At 31.6% G+C, this 17,578-nt stretch carries 14 protein-coding genes; 6 read left to right on the top strand and 8 right to left on the bottom strand.

Annotated elements, in window-relative coordinates; translation table 11 throughout:
* Positions 1-41 precede the first annotated feature (41 nt).
* Together ACXLDF_RS13635 and ACXLDF_RS13640 are read left to right on the top strand one after the other, a co-directional pair.
* A complete protein-coding gene (locus ACXLDF_RS13635) occupies positions 42-1,040 on the top strand; it encodes a glycyl-radical enzyme activating protein (protein WP_457559091.1) in 999 nt (332 codons plus the stop codon).
* Between the two features lie 146 nt (positions 1,041-1,186).
* Positions 1,187-2,065: a hypothetical protein gene (locus tag ACXLDF_RS13640; protein WP_457559092.1), complete on the top strand. Its 879-nt coding sequence runs from the start codon at positions 1,187-1,189 to the stop codon at positions 2,063-2,065.
* A gap of 174 nt (positions 2,066-2,239) precedes the next feature.
* Here the strand turns inward: ACXLDF_RS13640 and ACXLDF_RS13645 are convergent, their stop codons facing one another.
* The 5 genes from ACXLDF_RS13645 to xerA form a co-directional block, all read right to left on the bottom strand.
* Positions 2,240-2,497 (bottom strand): hypothetical protein, encoded by a 258-nt coding sequence (locus ACXLDF_RS13645; protein ID WP_457559093.1) that lies wholly within the window; start codon positions 2,495-2,497, stop codon positions 2,240-2,242.
* A gap of 113 nt (positions 2,498-2,610) precedes the next feature.
* Positions 2,611-3,339 carry a CDP-archaeol synthase gene (locus ACXLDF_RS13650; protein ID WP_457559094.1) on the bottom strand — a complete coding sequence of 243 codons (729 nt, stop codon included), beginning with the start codon at positions 3,337-3,339 and terminating at the stop codon, positions 2,611-2,613.
* A gap of 110 nt (positions 3,340-3,449) precedes the next feature.
* Complete coding sequence (locus tag ACXLDF_RS13655) at positions 3,450-4,655, bottom strand: deoxyguanosinetriphosphate triphosphohydrolase family protein (protein WP_457559095.1); 1,206 nt, start codon at positions 4,653-4,655, stop codon at positions 3,450-3,452.
* Positions 4,656-4,685: 30 nt separating this feature from the next.
* A complete protein-coding gene (locus ACXLDF_RS13660) occupies positions 4,686-5,585 on the bottom strand; it encodes a DNA-3-methyladenine glycosylase family protein (protein WP_457559096.1) in 900 nt (299 codons plus the stop codon).
* Positions 5,586-5,695: 110 nt separating this feature from the next.
* Entirely contained in the window at positions 5,696-6,622 is a 927-nt protein-coding gene (xerA, locus tag ACXLDF_RS13665; protein ID WP_457559097.1) for a site-specific tyrosine recombinase/integron integrase, read from the bottom strand.
* Between the two features lie 378 nt (positions 6,623-7,000).
* Here xerA and ACXLDF_RS13670 point away from each other — a divergent pair, with 378 nt between their 5' ends.
* Complete coding sequence (locus ACXLDF_RS13670) at positions 7,001-8,740, top strand: class I adenylate-forming enzyme family protein (protein ID WP_457559098.1); 1,740 nt, start codon at positions 7,001-7,003, stop codon at positions 8,738-8,740.
* A gap of 18 nt (positions 8,741-8,758) precedes the next feature.
* Here the strand turns inward: ACXLDF_RS13670 and ACXLDF_RS13675 are convergent, their stop codons facing one another.
* A complete protein-coding gene (locus tag ACXLDF_RS13675) occupies positions 8,759-11,260 on the bottom strand; it encodes an alpha/beta fold hydrolase (protein WP_457559099.1) in 2,502 nt (833 codons plus the stop codon).
* Positions 11,261-11,452: 192 nt separating this feature from the next.
* Here ACXLDF_RS13675 and ACXLDF_RS13680 point away from each other — a divergent pair, with 192 nt between their 5' ends.
* Together ACXLDF_RS13680 and ACXLDF_RS13685 are read left to right on the top strand one after the other, a co-directional pair.
* The gene (locus ACXLDF_RS13680) at positions 11,453-12,316 is read left to right on the top strand and encodes a PIG-L deacetylase family protein (protein ID WP_457559100.1); all 864 of its coding nucleotides are present in this window, start codon (positions 11,453-11,455) and stop codon (positions 12,314-12,316) included.
* A 254-nt stretch (positions 12,317-12,570) separates the two neighbouring features.
* Entirely contained in the window at positions 12,571-13,209 is a 639-nt protein-coding gene (locus ACXLDF_RS13685; protein WP_457559101.1) for a hypothetical protein, read from the top strand.
* Positions 13,210-13,524: 315 nt separating this feature from the next.
* On the opposite strand, the gene ACXLDF_RS13690 is transcribed toward ACXLDF_RS13685, so the two are convergent.
* Positions 13,525-14,931 (bottom strand): MFS transporter, encoded by a 1,407-nt coding sequence (locus ACXLDF_RS13690; RefSeq protein WP_457559102.1) that lies wholly within the window; start codon positions 14,929-14,931, stop codon positions 13,525-13,527.
* A gap of 134 nt (positions 14,932-15,065) precedes the next feature.
* On the opposite strand from ACXLDF_RS13690, the gene ACXLDF_RS13695 reads away from it, so the two are divergent.
* On the top strand, positions 15,066-16,028 hold the full coding sequence (locus ACXLDF_RS13695; protein WP_457559103.1) for an NAD(P)-dependent oxidoreductase: 963 nt from the start codon (positions 15,066-15,068) through the stop codon (positions 16,026-16,028).
* A gap of 30 nt (positions 16,029-16,058) precedes the next feature.
* Here the strand turns inward: ACXLDF_RS13695 and ACXLDF_RS13700 are convergent, their stop codons facing one another.
* Positions 16,059-16,781 carry a hypothetical protein gene (locus ACXLDF_RS13700; RefSeq protein WP_457559104.1) on the bottom strand — a complete coding sequence of 241 codons (723 nt, stop codon included), beginning with the start codon at positions 16,779-16,781 and terminating at the stop codon, positions 16,059-16,061.
* Positions 16,782-17,578 lie beyond the last annotated feature (797 nt).

The following is a 17,578-nucleotide window of genomic DNA, read 5'->3' on the forward strand; positions in this document are numbered from 1 at the left end:
TATTGAAAAATATAATATTTTCAGAGAAAGAGGAACAAAAAATGATAAAATCTACTAATCCTCCACCATCAGATTTATCTTCAATAAAACAATTTTCAGAGAAAAAAGCATATATTTTTGAGATTCAGCGCTTAAGCACAGAAGACGGTCCTGGAATTCGTACAACTGTATTCTTTAAAAAATGTCCTTTAAAATGTAAGTGGTGCCATAATCCAGAATCTATAGAATTTCAAAAAGCTATTCAATGGTTTGAGAATAAATGCATTGGATGTGAACAGTGCATTGAGCAATGTTCCACCCATTCCCTTTCTTTTAGCGAGACAGGTTTAGTAATTAACCGGAAAACATGCTTGGCTTGTGGAGATTGCGCTGAAATTTGTCCTACTACTGCATTAAAGGTAAGTGGCGAATGGATTAGCTTGAATGATCTGATAAATGAAGTTTTGAAAGATAAAACATATTATAATACATCCAATGGAGGAGTGACTTGTTCAGGAGGAGAACCAACCCAACAAATTGAATTTTTAAGTAAATTTTTGCAAGAATGTAAAAAAAATGGAATTCATACAGCTCTTGACACATGTGGTTATGCAACAGTTGATACATATTCTAAAATTTTACCTTACGTGGATCTTATTTTATATGATATAAAGGAAATTGATCCTCAGAGGCATAAAGAATATACAGGAGTATCGAATCAGAGGATTCTGCAAAATTGCGAGTGGTTAGCTAAGAAAATTCATGCTGGTGCATCCTTTAAACTGTGGATTCGAACTCCAATAATTCCTCAATTCACTGCCAGAGATGAAAATATAAAGAGGATTGCACGTTTTATTCATGATAAACTTGGAGAAGCTGTTGAACGTTGGGATTTATTGGCATTTAATAATATGGCTCGAGCAAAATATGAACGATTAAATATAGATTGGCTGTTAAACACCCATCCTTTAATGACAAAAGATGAGATGAAACATTTCTTTCAGATTGCATATAATGCTGGTGTGAAACAAGTTCACTGGGATGGACCAACCAAAATATGATATGATTGACCAGTGTAGATTAGTTTAAGCAAGAATTTTAATCGTTTTAAAAGTAATTAAGATGAAATGTGCGAATAAGTTTTTTTCAAAAAATATAATTTCAATTAAAAGAAAAAAGGAAAAAAAATATAGATGTGAAGAGAAAAATGAAAGAAACTAACGATGAACTTCAATGGTTTCCCCAATTAGATGATAAAGATATAAAATTCACCCATACTGAGATTATGGCTAAATTCGTTGCATCAATTGATACAAATGGATATCCTCATTTGAGTTTTATTACCTCAAATAAAGCAATTTCGCCAAATATAGTGAAATGGGGGGAATTTACAAAAGGAATGAGTAAAACTAATGTGCTAACCAATCCAAAACAAGGATTTTTATACATGACTGCTGAAATGCCCTTTAGATTTTTGCAAATTAAAGCAGATTTAGATTATATCTCCAATGAAGGGGAAGATGCTGTAGATTTCAATCAAATGAGCCTTTTCCGATATAATACATATATGCGTATATATAAAGTATATTTTAATAAGGTTAAATCTGCGCGAAAATGTCGAAAAATCTCACTGTGGGGAATTATTAAAGGAATTCTGTCAAATTTAAATCCATTTAGATATCGAGGAAAAACAGGAACAACAGAAATGCGTGTTGGGGCAGTAGGAAAGCGATTGTTCAGTGGGCTTATTTTTCCAAAATTTATTAGTTATATAGATAATGATGGTTATCCTGTTATTATTCCTTGTTTTCAAGCACGAATTGTAGAAAATAAACGTATAATAATTCCATTTTCTCAATTTTCAAATGATTTGCACCAAATTCCTGCAGGAGCGAAAGTTTCTATGTTTGCAATGGATTTTGAAACTGTTACCCAAATGATAAAAGGAACATATTTGGGAGTTCAAAAAAAAATGGGAATTGTTGATATTGAAGTAGTATATAATTCTATGCCGCCTAAAGTAGGGGAAATATATCCGAATAAAGCAAAAATGGGAAAGATCACAGAATTTCCTGAAATATTATAAAATTTTTTTTAATTTACTTTTTAATTCATTATTTGATCTTTTTTACCTTTTTACTTTATATTAAACATTCTTTTAATTATAAAATGAAAAAATGATAAATTTTTAAAATATATGGATATTTTTTCAAGATCTTTCATATCTATTTTATTTTTTTGATGATATTTGTAATTGGATTTAATTTTTCGCTTTTTTTACTATCCAAATGATAAACAATATTAAGAAAATAACTGTTAACCCTATTGCCACAACTAATGTTAAGGCATAGATAACAGCCATTCCTAAAGCCTGTCCAAAGGCAGCTCCAATAGAATCTGCTGTTGGAGAATCCCCAAATCGTATTGAAAGACTTACAAACCAGAACAAAGCAGAACCGAGAAAAAAAACAATTACAAAGAATAAAAGACAAATGTATGAATTTTTACTTGAGCCCATAATGATCAATTAATAACATAAAAAAGCGAGTTTAAAATTATATAGTATATCCTATAATAATGCTTTTTAACAATGGAGATAATAGACTCTTTTTTATTTTTACATTGCTATTTTTACCAAGGCACATCTTTCTTATATAACAAATAACCAATCCAATTAGCTATTGCAGTGATTAATGGTGTAATAAGAAGAAGGAATATCCAGTAATACCATGTAAGTGGGTACCAAATCAAGGCTATTAAGCCTGAGATGATAATAAAATCATTTTGATCCCAAAATAGAAAAGGTTCTCCTCGTTTCCTTTTACGCCGTCTTTTAAAAAAACTTCCAATCGCATCACCAATTGGACTTCCTAGGGCAATAAATAACTGACTAACTAAATAAGTTTTGAAATTGACCCCTGTTCTAATAAATGCAGAAATATAATCTTGTGTAATGAATTTTAACATGCTGTAATCTTCAGCACTTAAAATTAATTGAAAGAACCACCAACAAATTAATGCACTTAAAAGAAATCCGATGATCCAGCCACCAATAAATCCATTCCAAGATTTGCCTTCTCCAAAGATACGTTCGCCATCTTTAAATAATTTTCCTCCATCCAGAGGATATCGAGGAACACCCTTTATTTTTCCTACAAAAACCATCATACCGTTTGTGATAAAGGCAGGAACAAGGATAAAAAAAGCCAATCCCATAATAATTATTGCGTCTAAAAGAGTATATATTACAGACCAAATCACTAAATAACTTATAAGCAAGATGCCGAAAATTAATACAAATTGTTTTTCTTTACGCCATTCATGTAAATCTATATTGGGATCGTCCTTTATGAGCCGCATAATTCAGTCAACATTCTTGGAAAAGAAGAATTTTTTTTTTATTTTATTATTGATTTGATTAGTTAAAAATTTGTTTAACTAAAGTTGTAATTTTATATCGATTTTTCTTGTTATTCTATTATTTGGTATGGAATTTCTAAGGAAGGATCAAGGTCGTGAACTAATTTCCAAAAATACTGATCTGTCATTCCTGCAATAAAATCTCTAATTATTATTTCAGCAGGTTTTTTTAAGTATGGATAAGCATCATAGTTATTTATTTCAGGGAAACGAGTATTAATCAATCGCAAATTTAAATCTATATGATCTGTGAATATTTTAGAAGTAAAATCTTTACGTAAATAATCAGACAAATAATGATCCCATAAAAGATAATAAGCTTCTCTAAGTACAGGAAGACATCGTTTTTTATCTTGATGCAAATAAAGGTTTTTCAAATTGAATTGATAAAGAGTCTCCAAAGCATGAAATATTTCTTGTGAATAAGCAATATATGGTTGATTCCTTGAATTTATTATGATATCGGAAACAAGAGTGTTAATTATTTCCCTGTTTGAAGTTCCCAATGTAGATTTTACTAAATCTGGAATATCAGAAAATGAAAGAATTCTTAAATGCTCTGCATCTAATATATCACGGGAAATATAACTGATTACATCTATAAATCGAACCAGAATACCTTCTAATGTCTTTGGTTGTAAAGAAACTGCTCGATCAAATCTTAAATCTTCCATTTCTTTATAAAATATATGCCAAGAGAGAATATCATGTTGGGGTAGAGAAATTTTAGGAACTTGCTGTTCTCCATTATGACCTAGAATCCCATCTAGGACAGGTAATGAAAGATTTTGGTGTTCAATTTCCTGCAAGAACCAAACGCTTCCATAATTATGATGATATGAACCAATTCCATTTTTTTGGCAGATCTGAGAAAGAATATGCTCTCCATCATGACCGAAAGGAGGATGACCTATATCATGCCCTAACGCAATTGCTTCCACCAAATCTGTATTGAGACCTAAGATTCTAGCCACAACTCTGGCTAATTTTGATACTAACTGCACATGTAACATACGATGTTGATGCATATCGCTCTGTATCCAGAAAAAAACTTGGGTTTTATCGAAATATCGAGCATATGACAAGCTATGGATAATTCTATCGCCGTCACGAACGAATGTTGACCTGTAGGATTTAGGTTCGTTTATTTCTCTTTCTGCTGATGCGCTGGAAAATCCGAAAGGTCCCAATAACAATCTTTCTTTTCTTTGAAATTCTTGAAGAATCTGATCAACTAACCGAGTTGAAAAAGGCATGAATACTATTTCCAATGAACAATTCCCTAATTAACTCTTCGAGTTATTTAAATTCTCATAAGAACGTGCATAGTGGTAAATAAATTCTTGAGCATATCCGGCCCATTTCCCAAATAAATCTTGTCCTTTTTGTCGAATCTCTTTTATAGATGCTTTTTTACCATTAAAGTAGTGCTGAATCATGAATTTACGCATCCATGTATCGACAGGAAAATATGAAAGATCTCCAAATCCAAATAACTGAACACAATCTGCAATTTTTTGACCAACTCCTTGAATATTTTGCAATGCTTGATTTAATTCTATGCCATTTAAGATTTCGGAGTGGTTTCCAGATGAATCTTCTAATTTTATTGCTTTCTTAATGAAATTTGGTGTGTTTTGAACAAAATTATATATATATTTTGCTCGATATCCAAATCCCATCTCTGAAAATTGTTTTTCTGATACTTCAAGTAGTTGTTCTCGAGTGGGAAATAAATAAAATTGTTGATTGTCAAAATTTATTGGAGTTCCAAATTTTTCTGCCAAATTGTTGACGTTGCGTGTAATTCTGGGGATGTTCGAACATTGAGAAAGTAGAAATGAGATTGTGCATTCAAAAACATCTTGCTTTAGTAAATGTAAACCATTTGTTGGAATTAAGATTTTTCTCATTATTGAATCTATTGAAATTTCCTGTTGGATCTGCTGATAGTTATCATGTAATCGAAAAAATGTGGATAAAATAAGCTTCAGATCTTGATTCTTATTTGAAGTGATTTCTAAAATATGATCATTTTTCTGGAATATCTTTAAGATTCGATCTTTTAATGGTATGTAATAGATTCGTTCTTCATTCTTATGCTTTTGAAATCGAAAAATCTGCCCACATTCCAAAGTTTGTCGTAAATCGTAGCGTTCATGCAACTTTAATAGAATTGGAATCATTTCTATACAATATGCAACTAATGATTATCCTTAAATTCTCTGATTTTAAATTTTAAGAAAATATTTATTTCCATGCACAAGATGTGAAAAAGAAAAAAAAATATCACTTTTTATTTCGTATTTTCTAAGGGATGAAATTCTAAAGGATGAAATTTTAAATAGGCGCTTTTCAATCGAGTCAAATCATTTTTCGCGTAAATTCTGGTTGTATTTGGATTCGAGTGACCAAGTAAATCTTGTAATTCACTTAAATCCATCCCATTTTGTCGTAAATGCGTTGCACCTGTGTGTCTTAAAACATGTGGGGTAAATTTTCTATCTTGCAAAAAATCAAATTGAGTTCGCAATCTTTGTAAATCCTTTTGAACAAGTCGTGGTTGTAAAGGTTTATTATGTGAATTTACAAATAAGAACATGGTAGAATCTGCGCCTTCAATAAATCTATTTTGAATAAAATCAGCTAATAAGTTAGCCGTTTCATGATCAAGGGGGATAAATCGTTCTTTATTTCCTTTTCCGCGAACTTTAATTGTCAGATCCTGAATATTTACATCTTGAATTTTCAAATTGCATATTTCGCTTATTCGTGCCATAGTTGAATACATTAAGCGAATAATAATCCCAAGACGGGTTTGAGGATCAAAAGAAGTGTGAAATGGTCCTGAAAGAGAGGTAAGAATTTTCTGCATTTCTTCTTGTTTTAAAAATTTAGGTAAAGATTCTTCTCTGCGAATTTTAGGGCTTTTGATTGATTTCATTGGATTTTTTTGACAAATTTCGTTTTCTTCGCAAAAGTGGAAAAAGGATTTTAAACATGCAATTTTCCGCGCTAATCCTGTTTTAGAATAATTACGTTTGTGTAATTCTCCCAAAAATTTTCGCACATGAAATCGCTGAACTTGTGAAATTGGAAGATTTCCTATTGATCTCACAAAGAGTGAAAGATCATGCCTGTATCCTTTAATTGTGTTTAGTGAACATCCTTCTTCAACTTCTTTTGCCAGCAAAAATTCAAGAATTGTCTCAGATAACAGCATTAGTTTAGAAACTCCTTAATTATCTATTCGAGATAGATTTTATGACCCTAAGAGTTTTTTACATTAAGTTAATTTAATATTTGTTCGTACCTCGATCATATCTCCATATTATTCTGAAATCGTCAAACAATTTCCATTATCTACATTTTTCAAATAGGTTCTATTTCTTTTTATCTGATTCAGATAACTTTAACTGAGATATTCTTTTAATTTTGATTTGAATTTTCCTAATAATAATGTTATTTTTTCAAAATATCAAGCTAAATCTTTTAATTCGCTGAGTAATTAGATTCATTCGAGATTTCTCAAACACATGAATTATTCCTTTTTTTATATATTAATTAGAATAAAAATTAGATTTATAGAAAAGTGAACTATATGCGCGACCCAGAAAAAGATAAATTATGCCTTGAAAAATACAAGGAATTGAAACAATATCCCAGGATATTCGATTGGATTGATAAATGGGCTAAAGAAATTCTTAATAACATTGCTATTATTGAATATAACACGGGAGAAAAAATTACATGGAAAGCATTTGCAACAGCTACGAAAGCATTTGCAGCTAAATTATTAGCCATGGGATTGAGAAAAGGTGATGTTATTGCCACTTCTCTGCCATTACTTAAGGAACATATTTATTTGATGTATGCTTGCTTTCGGATAGGAGTGATTATTGCACCATTGGATTTACGCTTAAAATCACATGAAGTAGAGCGGAATTTTGAGAGAATTCAACCAAAAGCTTATTTTACCTTAGGAAAAACAGAAGTAGTCGATTTTCGACCAATAATTACACATATTCAAGAAAAATTTGGCAGTCAAAATGGAGGAACTTGTAAATATTTTATCCAATTCCAAAAAGAAACGGGCTTAATTGTTCCTGGTGCAATTGGAATTACTGAATTTGCAAAGGGGATCAAAAAAAATTATATTATAAATGGACTGATTAAAGGTACTGTTCGCAAAGCTCAAAAGAAGGTTGGAAAACGTGATCCAATTCTAATAATATTTACAACTGGTTCTACTGGCTATCCTAAACCCGCATTGCTATGTAGTGAAAATATTCTAATTCAAAATATTGGTCTTGCTGTAGCTTTCGATTTAACACATAAAGATATAATGTTGGTAAATCTTCCGCCTTCTCATGTTGGCTGCACAACAGAACAATTAGCTACGACCCTTTATGGTGGTGGAACTGCCCTAATTTTGCACATTTTCAATCCTGAACATAGTTTAGATGCTATACAAAAATATAAGGCTACTGCGATGGGGCAAATTCCTGCATTATTTGCTATGGAATGGAGGCTTCCCAATTATAATCAATATGATCTTTCTTCACTGCGCTTTGCACTATATGGCGGACAAGCCGTTACTCGTAAATTTTTAGAACAACTATCAAAAATGGCATCTCAGTTCGGTACAGGATTAGGTTTAACTGAAACTGCAGGATTTAATACATATACTCCATTGGATGGAACTGTGGATGATATTTTAAGTTCTGTCGGTTTCGATATGCCTCTTTGCCCCATTAGTATTCGAGAACCTATGACAAAAAATGGTATGTCAGGATCAGAAAAAAAACCAGGTGAAGTGGGGGAGATTTGCTTTTCGGGTAATCAAATATTTCTGGGGTATCTAAATGATGAGCAAAACACCAGAAAAACCATTTCAAAAGATGGGTTTCTTTATACTGGAGATTTAGGATATTATGATGAAATGGGTCTTCATTTCTCAGGAAGAGCCAAATTGCTTATTAAACCAAAGGGATACAATGTTTTTCCTACAGAAGTGGAAGAATTTATTCAAAGTCGTTTCAAAAAAAAGGTTGGAAATGTATCTGTAGTGGGTGCGCCGCATGAGGTTTTCACTGAAGCAATAATTGCTTTTGTAGAAAAATCTTCTCCAGAAATAAAATTGACTATAGAAGAAATTCAAGAAGAGTTGAAAGAATTAGCTGCTTATAAACGACCTTCATACATTGAAATATTAAATCCGGGTGAAATTCCGTTAAATAGAGTGGCAAAAACCGATTACTTGAAACTTAAAGAACGTGCACTTGAAATTGTCAATCGACTTCGAGCTGAAAATAAATGGGATAAAAATTTAGCAATATAATTAATTATTAAATTGAAATTATTCTGTTAACATTCTTCTCAATACTTTACCTACAAATGATTTTGGAAGTTCTTCACGAAATTCAATTTCCCATGGAACCGCATATTCTTCCAATCTTCTATGGCATAATTCAAGCAGTTCTTCTTTAGTTAGCGTTGTTCCTTTTCGTGGAACAACAAACGCCTTAATCTTTTGTTTATTTGGTCCTGCTTCAATTCCAACCACTGCTGCTTCCATTACATTACTATTTTCATAGAGAACCTCTTCCACGTCTCTGGGAAACACGCTAAATTCTCCCGCCATAATTGTATCACGTTTACGACTGATGATTTTAAAGAATCCATCTGAGTCCATTACTGAAACATCGCCAGTATAAAGCCATCCATCTTTAATTTTACAACCTGAACTTTTATCATAATTATTGTTCGCTTTCCAATATCCTTGCATAATCTGTGGGCCTTTAATTACAAGTTCACCGATTTTATTTGGAGGTAAATCTTCACCTGTAATTAAATCAACTATTTTTGCCTGAGTATTTGAAATAGGAATTCCAATACTACCAACCTTTGAACTTTTCTTAAAAGGATTAATATGGGTAACTGGGCTAGCCTCTGTCAAACCATATCCTTCAACTAAACGTCCATGGGTCAATTTTTCAAAAGCTTCCTGTACTTCAATAGGAAGAGGTGCTGCACCACTAATACATGCCTTTATTGAGGATAATCTGAATTGTCTTATATTTGGTATAGAATTAATTGCCATGTAAATACTAGGAACACCAGGAAAGATTGTAGGCTTATATTTTTTAATGTGATGTAGAACTTGTTTTAATTCAAAAACAGATAATAAAACTAAGGTTGCTCCAATTGCTATCGGCAAGTTCATCGTAATGGTCATACCGTATGAATGGCTGAGTGGAAGAACGTTTAGAAATGTTTCGCGCCCCCATTTTATCTTAGGAATCCAATGTCTAGTTTGAAAAACATTTGCAACCAAGTTAAAATGTGAGAGACGAACGCCTTTTGGCTCGTCTGTAGTTCCACTCGTAAATAGAATACAAGCTAGATCATCAGCGATAACTTTAACATCCAATGGTTCGACTGATGAGGTTTTTAACAAATCTTCCAAATCTAATCCGAATTTTCCCTGAAATTCACCAGTTTTAATAAGTCCTGCCAATTTCCAACGAAGGATAAGCTGTTGATATACTTCAGCAGATACATAATTCTGAATATTAGTAAAAATCATATGTACTTGTACCTGCTCGTAAATAACATGAGCGAGCTCGCTGAATGCACTTAAAACAACTAATACTTTTGCTTGAGTTTGTTTTAATTGACTAATGATCGTGGGAGTGTCTGCATCAGGATTAGGTAACACTACTACAGCACCAAGCTTTAATATACCATAATAACAAAAAATCATTTGTGGCATATTAGGAAGGACAATCATTACTCGATCACCTTTTCCAACACCTAAATTTTGAAGTGCATGGGCAAATTGATTTGCATATTTATCCAATTCTGCATAATTAATGGTCGAATCATAAAAAACAGTTGCAATTTTATCCGGAACCCATTTTGCTGTTGTTTCAAGAAATTTAAAAAGTGGTTTACGTGGAATTGGAATAAAAGAAGGTGTATGATCTCCATAACTTCGGATCCATGGGAAATTTGGCATTCCTGCTTCCAGAATATCTTGATCACGCCAAGATTTTAATTCTTTAGAAGATTCTGCAGTGATAAATCGTTCAATTGCTCTATTCACTGCTCGATGTCTTTCAAGTTGGACTTTATGCTTGGATGCTCCGATATTGATTACTTCAGCATTAGGTATTTTCTTACAAACATCTTCAAACACCCATCTAGGAAAATATCTATCTTCTGCCCCTGTTATAACTAAAGTTGGAACGTTAATTTTTTCTAAAAGATCCCATCCTTTCCAAATTTGCATATTATTAATATTCATTCGTTTCAATACATGAGGTTCAGCATTCCATCGAGGGCGGTATTTCCAAAGAGGTTTTATTAACCATATGGGAATTTTATTTGCCATTTTAGCAGGTTTTGATAGAGGGTATTCTCCAGCTGTGGAAAGAAGTATTAATTTTTCTATACGTTCTGGATATTTTGATACAAATTCAACACAAATTGAACCTCCGAAAGAATGTCCGATAAGTATAAATTTATCTGGAAAATTTCGCTCTCGCAAGATATTATTCAAATCAGTAACTATTTCTTCCATTGTATAATCAGAATCTGGTGCATCACTTTGCCCGTGTCCCCTTAAATCAGGGATCAACAAACGATATTTCAAAAAAGCATTTATTTGATATTCCCAAGTTTCAGCACAACCCGCAAATCCATGAACAAATAAAATGGATTTATTAGCTCCTTCTGGAAATATATCTACAACACTTAAAAATTGTCCTGGTTGATCATGTATAGGTATTTTTTCTCTATATAAATCTAAATCCAGTCGATGTAATCGTTTTCCTAATCCTCTAAGTTCCTTTTTCATCTTTGAAATCCCGTTTCTTTTGTAAGGATGCTTCCAAGTGTTATTTTAATTCAAAAAAAAACAAAGGTTCTTGGAAGCTAGAACTCAATTTTGTAGAGTCCAGCCCAAAACATTATTTAGTTATTTTCAAATTACTATGATTAAGTATATAAATTTTATTGGAATTTTTGATAAAAAATGAATTTTCTTTTCGTGAGTGCCCATCCGGATGATTTAGAATTCAGTTGTGCTAATTTAATTCGCTATTTGGCTCAAAAAGGTCATGAAGTAAGAATATTGTGTTTGACAAAGGGAGAATTTGGTATTTTTGATCAAAATTGGATTGGACCCAGGTTAGCACGTATTCGTGTTCAAGAACTTCATAAAGCTGCAAAAATTAATGCAATACCTCCTGAAAAGATATTTTTTGGTGAATTTATTGACGGTTTTCTTAAGTTTACTTCAGAAAGTGTCAATAAGATTATTTCATGGTTGAATCGACTGCAACCTGATATTATTTTTGCCCCTGAGGCTTTTTATGCGTATTACTTTCAAACTGATCATATCAATTGTGGAAAAATTATGTATTATATTTTCCATTCTTGTCAAGATCGGTTACTCAAACCAATTCAAAATCTATATTTTTATAATACATTAAACCCTAATTTTTGGTGGCCGTTTAATGATTTAACTTTAGGAAAACAATCTTTTCTCCAACATAGAAGTCAATGGTGGTTTATTCGTTGGATTATGTTATTTTATTCAATAGATAAAGTGAATTTTTGGTGGAAACAGTTGGGACCATGGAAATATGCAGAAAGGTATCGCCGTATTTCAAAAAATCTTAAAGTTCATTACAATACAACAGAAATTTCAACAGATAACACTCTAATTAAAACAAAAAATGGCGATTCCATGAATTCAAGTATTGGATCTATGATATTCAATCGAATTTTAAGTTTAATCTCACATCTGCCTGCTTTTAATCCAACAAGAGAACGTTATAAAGTGAAACAAGTTTCATCTGAATTTGCTCAGAAAGTAGAAAAATTGTGTGATCGCTTTTATCCTGAATAATTTTTGTTTTGAGGAATATACCTCAAAAACCTAAGAGATTTAGGTATTTCTGGAAGAGGGAATGAATTAAGTTGATTAATCTGTTCTAACCAATCAATTTTTGAAGTGAAGAGTTCTTTTTTAAAATTTTTCATCATGTTGTTATAAAATAGCAGAGATATATTATCGATTCAACCCCAATGAATTAATAGAAAACTTCCAAGATTTGTCATTGTTCAAAATCTTTAAATTCTTACATTTATTGCATTTGAATTATGAATAAAAAAAGACGTACACCTATCCAACGGCCAGATGCCATGCCGATTCAGTTTACATTTAGAGGACGGGAATATCGGTGGTATCGAAATTTGCGAAGAGATAGAAAAAGATATATGATCAAATTATTCAATTTGTATACTAAGGAGATTTTATCTTCTATTTCTAAGCCAATATCTTCTCAACCAGAGATTTCATGGATTTGTATTATGGTTTGGGATGAACGAGCAGGACCGCGAATTCTCGGCAAATTTCCTTTTAATTTTGAAATCTCACCAGCAACTCTCATGCAGATCTATGCCAATTATCTGGGAATGAATATTGATGGTTATTTTCAGTTAGAACATAACGGAGAACAGTATGGTGCTTATCAAATTTTAACTGAAGAAGAAAATAGGTTGTACATCATTCTTGCAGCTAAAAATATCGAGAATTTTGATATATTTAAAAATCCAATGGAAAGAATTGCAAATATGATTATTTCAAAACCATTTCTTTTATTTTCAGATGATCACTCGGATATTCAATTAAATACGATGAAAAAAATAGATTCTATTATCGAAATTGGGAATATTTCAGATGATTTCATCAAAACACTATACAACACATTTCAACAAATTATTCTAAAAAAAAAATGATGCAAAAATAAAAAAGAGAAAAGTAAGGTTGTTTTTTACCCTATTTTTACTTTTTTGTCTTTAATAATTTAAGTGTAGAGATTATGATTTATATTAAATATTTTTTTTTGTAAGGTCTAAATGTTCTTTCTATTTTGGTGATTAATTGCTTGTTAACCCTAAAAACTTATCCGCACTTATCCACACCAAGTCAAACAATGAAATTTAAATCTCTATCATAAATCATCTGAATAAAAAAAAAGTTCTGGATTTTGATCTTAATATACTAAAAATTGGGGGTGCGAATTAGTTTGAAGTTGGAAATATATCAGATCTTTATTGTGTTTCTTTGAGTTTTTTTTCTTTTTCAGCATGGATCTCAAGAACCTTTGTTTGAATTGTCTTTAGATAATCCCCTTTAAGTGGGTAAAAACAGAGAATTATTGCCCCAATAATAAGAACTATTCCAGGTATAACTCCCACGAATAACCGAATTCCCAAGAATACTTTTGGATCTTGATCAAGTTTTATCTGTCCATTATTTTCTTCACGACTTACAAAATTTGCCCAAGCTAAAATCCAAGCAACTATTCCTGTAGCTAAGGATTGGGCAGGTTTTGTAATTAAAGCATTTACACCGAAAAACATTGCCTCCCGACGAACTCCTGAATTTATTTCATCTTCATCTGCCACTTGTGCAAAGAGCACATTTGTTAATACTTGGGGGCCCGATAAACCAAATCCTGCTATAAACAAGATTGGGTAAATTAAAGTATTAGAATCAATAACAATTGAACATAATGCAACTCCTCCAACCACTAAAAGGATCTGTTGAGCTTTAACAACTCCTATTCGCTTAGCCAATAAATTTGCAAAGAACACTCCTAAAATCAATCCTAAAAAGAGTGCAATTAAAACAAACATTGAATCAACCTGAAGAACATAATCCGCTAAGAAAAATAATGATCCTACAACTAAAGATTGCATTAAGATGGACATAAAATTGGCTGCAACCAAGATATTAAATGATTTACTTTTAAAAGTGAATTTAATAGAATCTCGTAGATTAAGGGGTTCATCAACTAAAGTAAATTCAGGTCGCTCTTTAACCCACATTGCAGTTATTAAAACAAAAATACCCCCAACAATCCCGATCACTACGATGCCGATATAAAGAGGAACTAAACTTGTATTTTCTTCTCCAGGAAGTAGATAACCAGGAACTAAAAATCCAAGAATTGTTCCAAATAGTCCAAAAATTGAAGAATATGTTTGAAGAGAACCGCGTTCTGCTTCGTCTTCTGTAATTTCTGGTAATAATGCTGAATATACTAATCCAACAATTGTATATGCAGTATCATATAATAATATCGCTAATAACATCCACCAAAATTTAGCGATTTCATGCCAATTTGGAGGAACAAGCCACAATGTGATAAAAAATAGCGCTAAAAAAGGAGCAGAAAATTTCATGAACGGTACTCGTCTACCTTTCTCTCCCTTTGTAGAATCTGAAAGGAATCCAAAAAGAGGATCATTCAAAGCATTCCAAATTGCGTACAAGATCATTGCAATTGTAATAAGATTCTTTCCAACACCCATAATATCGATATAGAATACATTAAATAATGCACCATAACTATTAGAAATCATTGCACTGCCAAAGGCAGCCATAGACCAAATGAATTTTTCTTTTACTGAATATTTTCGAGCCAATAAGGTTTTCTTTGTATTATTATTCAATTTAATCAATCCATGCAATTTTATTGTATCACAAACAACTAAATATTAAACTTGTTAATGTTATTTGGTCTTTATTGGTAATAAAAGTTAATTTTAACCAACGAATTTATTTTTCATTTAGTATATCTAAAATTATGTCAAATATATTAAATAGATCAAATAGATCAAATAGATCATCACAAAATAAAAATGAATGTTCATCAAAATATATAGGTTGGATTGGAACAGGAGTAATGGGGGCTCCAATGTGTTTACATCTGATAAATAAAGGATATTCTGTTGCAATTTTTACCAGAACAAAAAATAAGGCACAATTATTAATCGATAAAGGGGCACAATGGTGTAACTCTCCTCAAGAAGTGGCTCAAAATAGTAACATTATTTTTACAATGGTTGGTTATCCACATGATGTTGAAGAAATTTACTTTTCTAAAAATGGTATTTTTCAAGGCATTCGACCTCAAAGTATTCTTATTGATATGACCACTTCAGAACCAAATCTTGCTCAAAAAATATCTGAACGTGCTCATCAACATGGGTGTTTAGCATTAGATGCCCCTGTTTCAGGGGGTGATATTGGAGCGCGTAATGGAACACTGGCTATTATGGTTGGAGGTGATAAAGAAGCTTATGATTTAGTCCTTCAAATTTTTCAAATTTTTGGGCAAAATATTAAGTATATGGGAACTGCTGGCGCGGGACAACATACAAAAATGAGCAATCAAATCCTTATTGCTTCTACTATGATCGGTGTTGTTGAATCATTATTATATGCATATAAAGCAGGAAATGATTTGGATGAAGTTATTGATGTAATCGGTAAAGGTGCGGCAGCTTCTTGGTCTATTAACAATTTAGGAAGAAGAATTGTTAATAATAATTTCGAACCTGGTTTCTTTATTAAACATTTTGTGAAAGATATGGGTATTGCCTTAAAGGAAGCACAACGAATGAATATCTCATTACCAGGACTTGCTTTAGCTCACCAATTTTACATGAGTGCTATGGCTTCGGGACTTGAAAATCTCGGAACTCAAGCATTGTACAAAGTTTTTCAAAAATTGAGTGGTATAAATACAGATTCAAAATCAGAGTGATTAATAGTTTTAAGATTATCTCTCTATTTCTTATTCTTTTACTAGACGATCAGAAGTTTTATTTTTGGAATCTTCAGATAAAAAAAATTCATTAATCTTTCCTTTTTTCAATTCTATGTACCTTTTTATTGCTAAAATGCCAATTCCAGAATATGATGACAAGATAATTCCATAAACGCTAATAATTGCATATAAATCATTATTATAGAAAGCTCCAATGATTACCGCACTAAATATTGGTATTAATATCCAACTAAGAATGCGAGAAATATATGATCCTCGAAGAGAGAGAAGATAATAAAGAAAAATCATGAAATAACCAGGTATATAATACAGTGGAAAATAAGGAGGAAATGAAATAGGTTGTCCTAAGTTTCCTAAAATTCGAAATGATGCCAAATAAATATCCCACCAATCAACAGCAGGAAAGGGAAATATACCTGTATCTATCCAGTAACAAGTCCAATATATAATATCTTCGAATATTATCATAAAAAATAAACCCATTAATGTAAAATCCCATTTTTTATTGGTTTTCCATAAAAGAAGAAATATAATTCCTAAATACATGAATGCCCAATTAACTTGGGGGGGGATTATTCTGTCTATAAGATTACCGTAGGTATAAACAATAAAATATTCGAAAATTCCATAAATTATTGAATAGATAAATGAAATAAATAAACTACTAAGAAGATTTGATCTAAATTTTTTTGTATCAGATTCGATAACAAATATTCTTTCAAGTTGCATATTATTTTCTTAAAGAAAAATATAATTAAATGTAATGTTTAAGAAATGTGGTAAAACTAAAAGAAAAATTGATTAATTAGAAAAAAAAAAATGGAAATATTATGAAAAAAAACATATTTCCGCGAATTAATGAGTTATGTACATTTATGTTATAAGACAAATTAAGCTGTTGGAGTCAGAAATTTATGACGTAAATCTTAAATTAAATGGTTTTCATGCCTTTCTCTGCATCTTTCTATTTAAATTTTGTCTAAAATCGAAAATAAAGGTTAAATAGGAGTAAAACCTTAGATAGTTTGTGTGAAGTCATCTTGACTTAACACTTTACCAACTCAATACCCTACAAAAATGGATATTGCTTTGACAACTATTGCCTAAAGCATATATCTCGACTCATATGGGTATTTGGGTAAAACATTGGAAAGATTTCTTCATTATCTCATTTGAGAACTAATCGAAGGATTAGAATGCAGGAATGAATTCTGAATGCTTTACTCAACATGCATTAAGCATGTGCATTGGTCCCATGGCAAAATTTTGTTCGTATAATTCAAATTGAGTTAATACGGACAATGTAGTATGATTTCAATAGCTCTTCCCTATTTTAAATTAATTTGTGTAAACCAAATAACCGTAATTTTATGGAAGATAACGCGTAATGGAGTAAATAGAGACATATCGTCTCTGATAAGTAATCAGGGCTCGTTCCTGATTAAGGTCCATACGCCTACGCTGCATAGTGGATGTCTCGGCTTAGTATCTGATGAAGGGCGTGACAAGCTGCGATAAGCTCCGGG

This window comes from Candidatus Harpocratesius sp. (assembly GCF_054039255.1).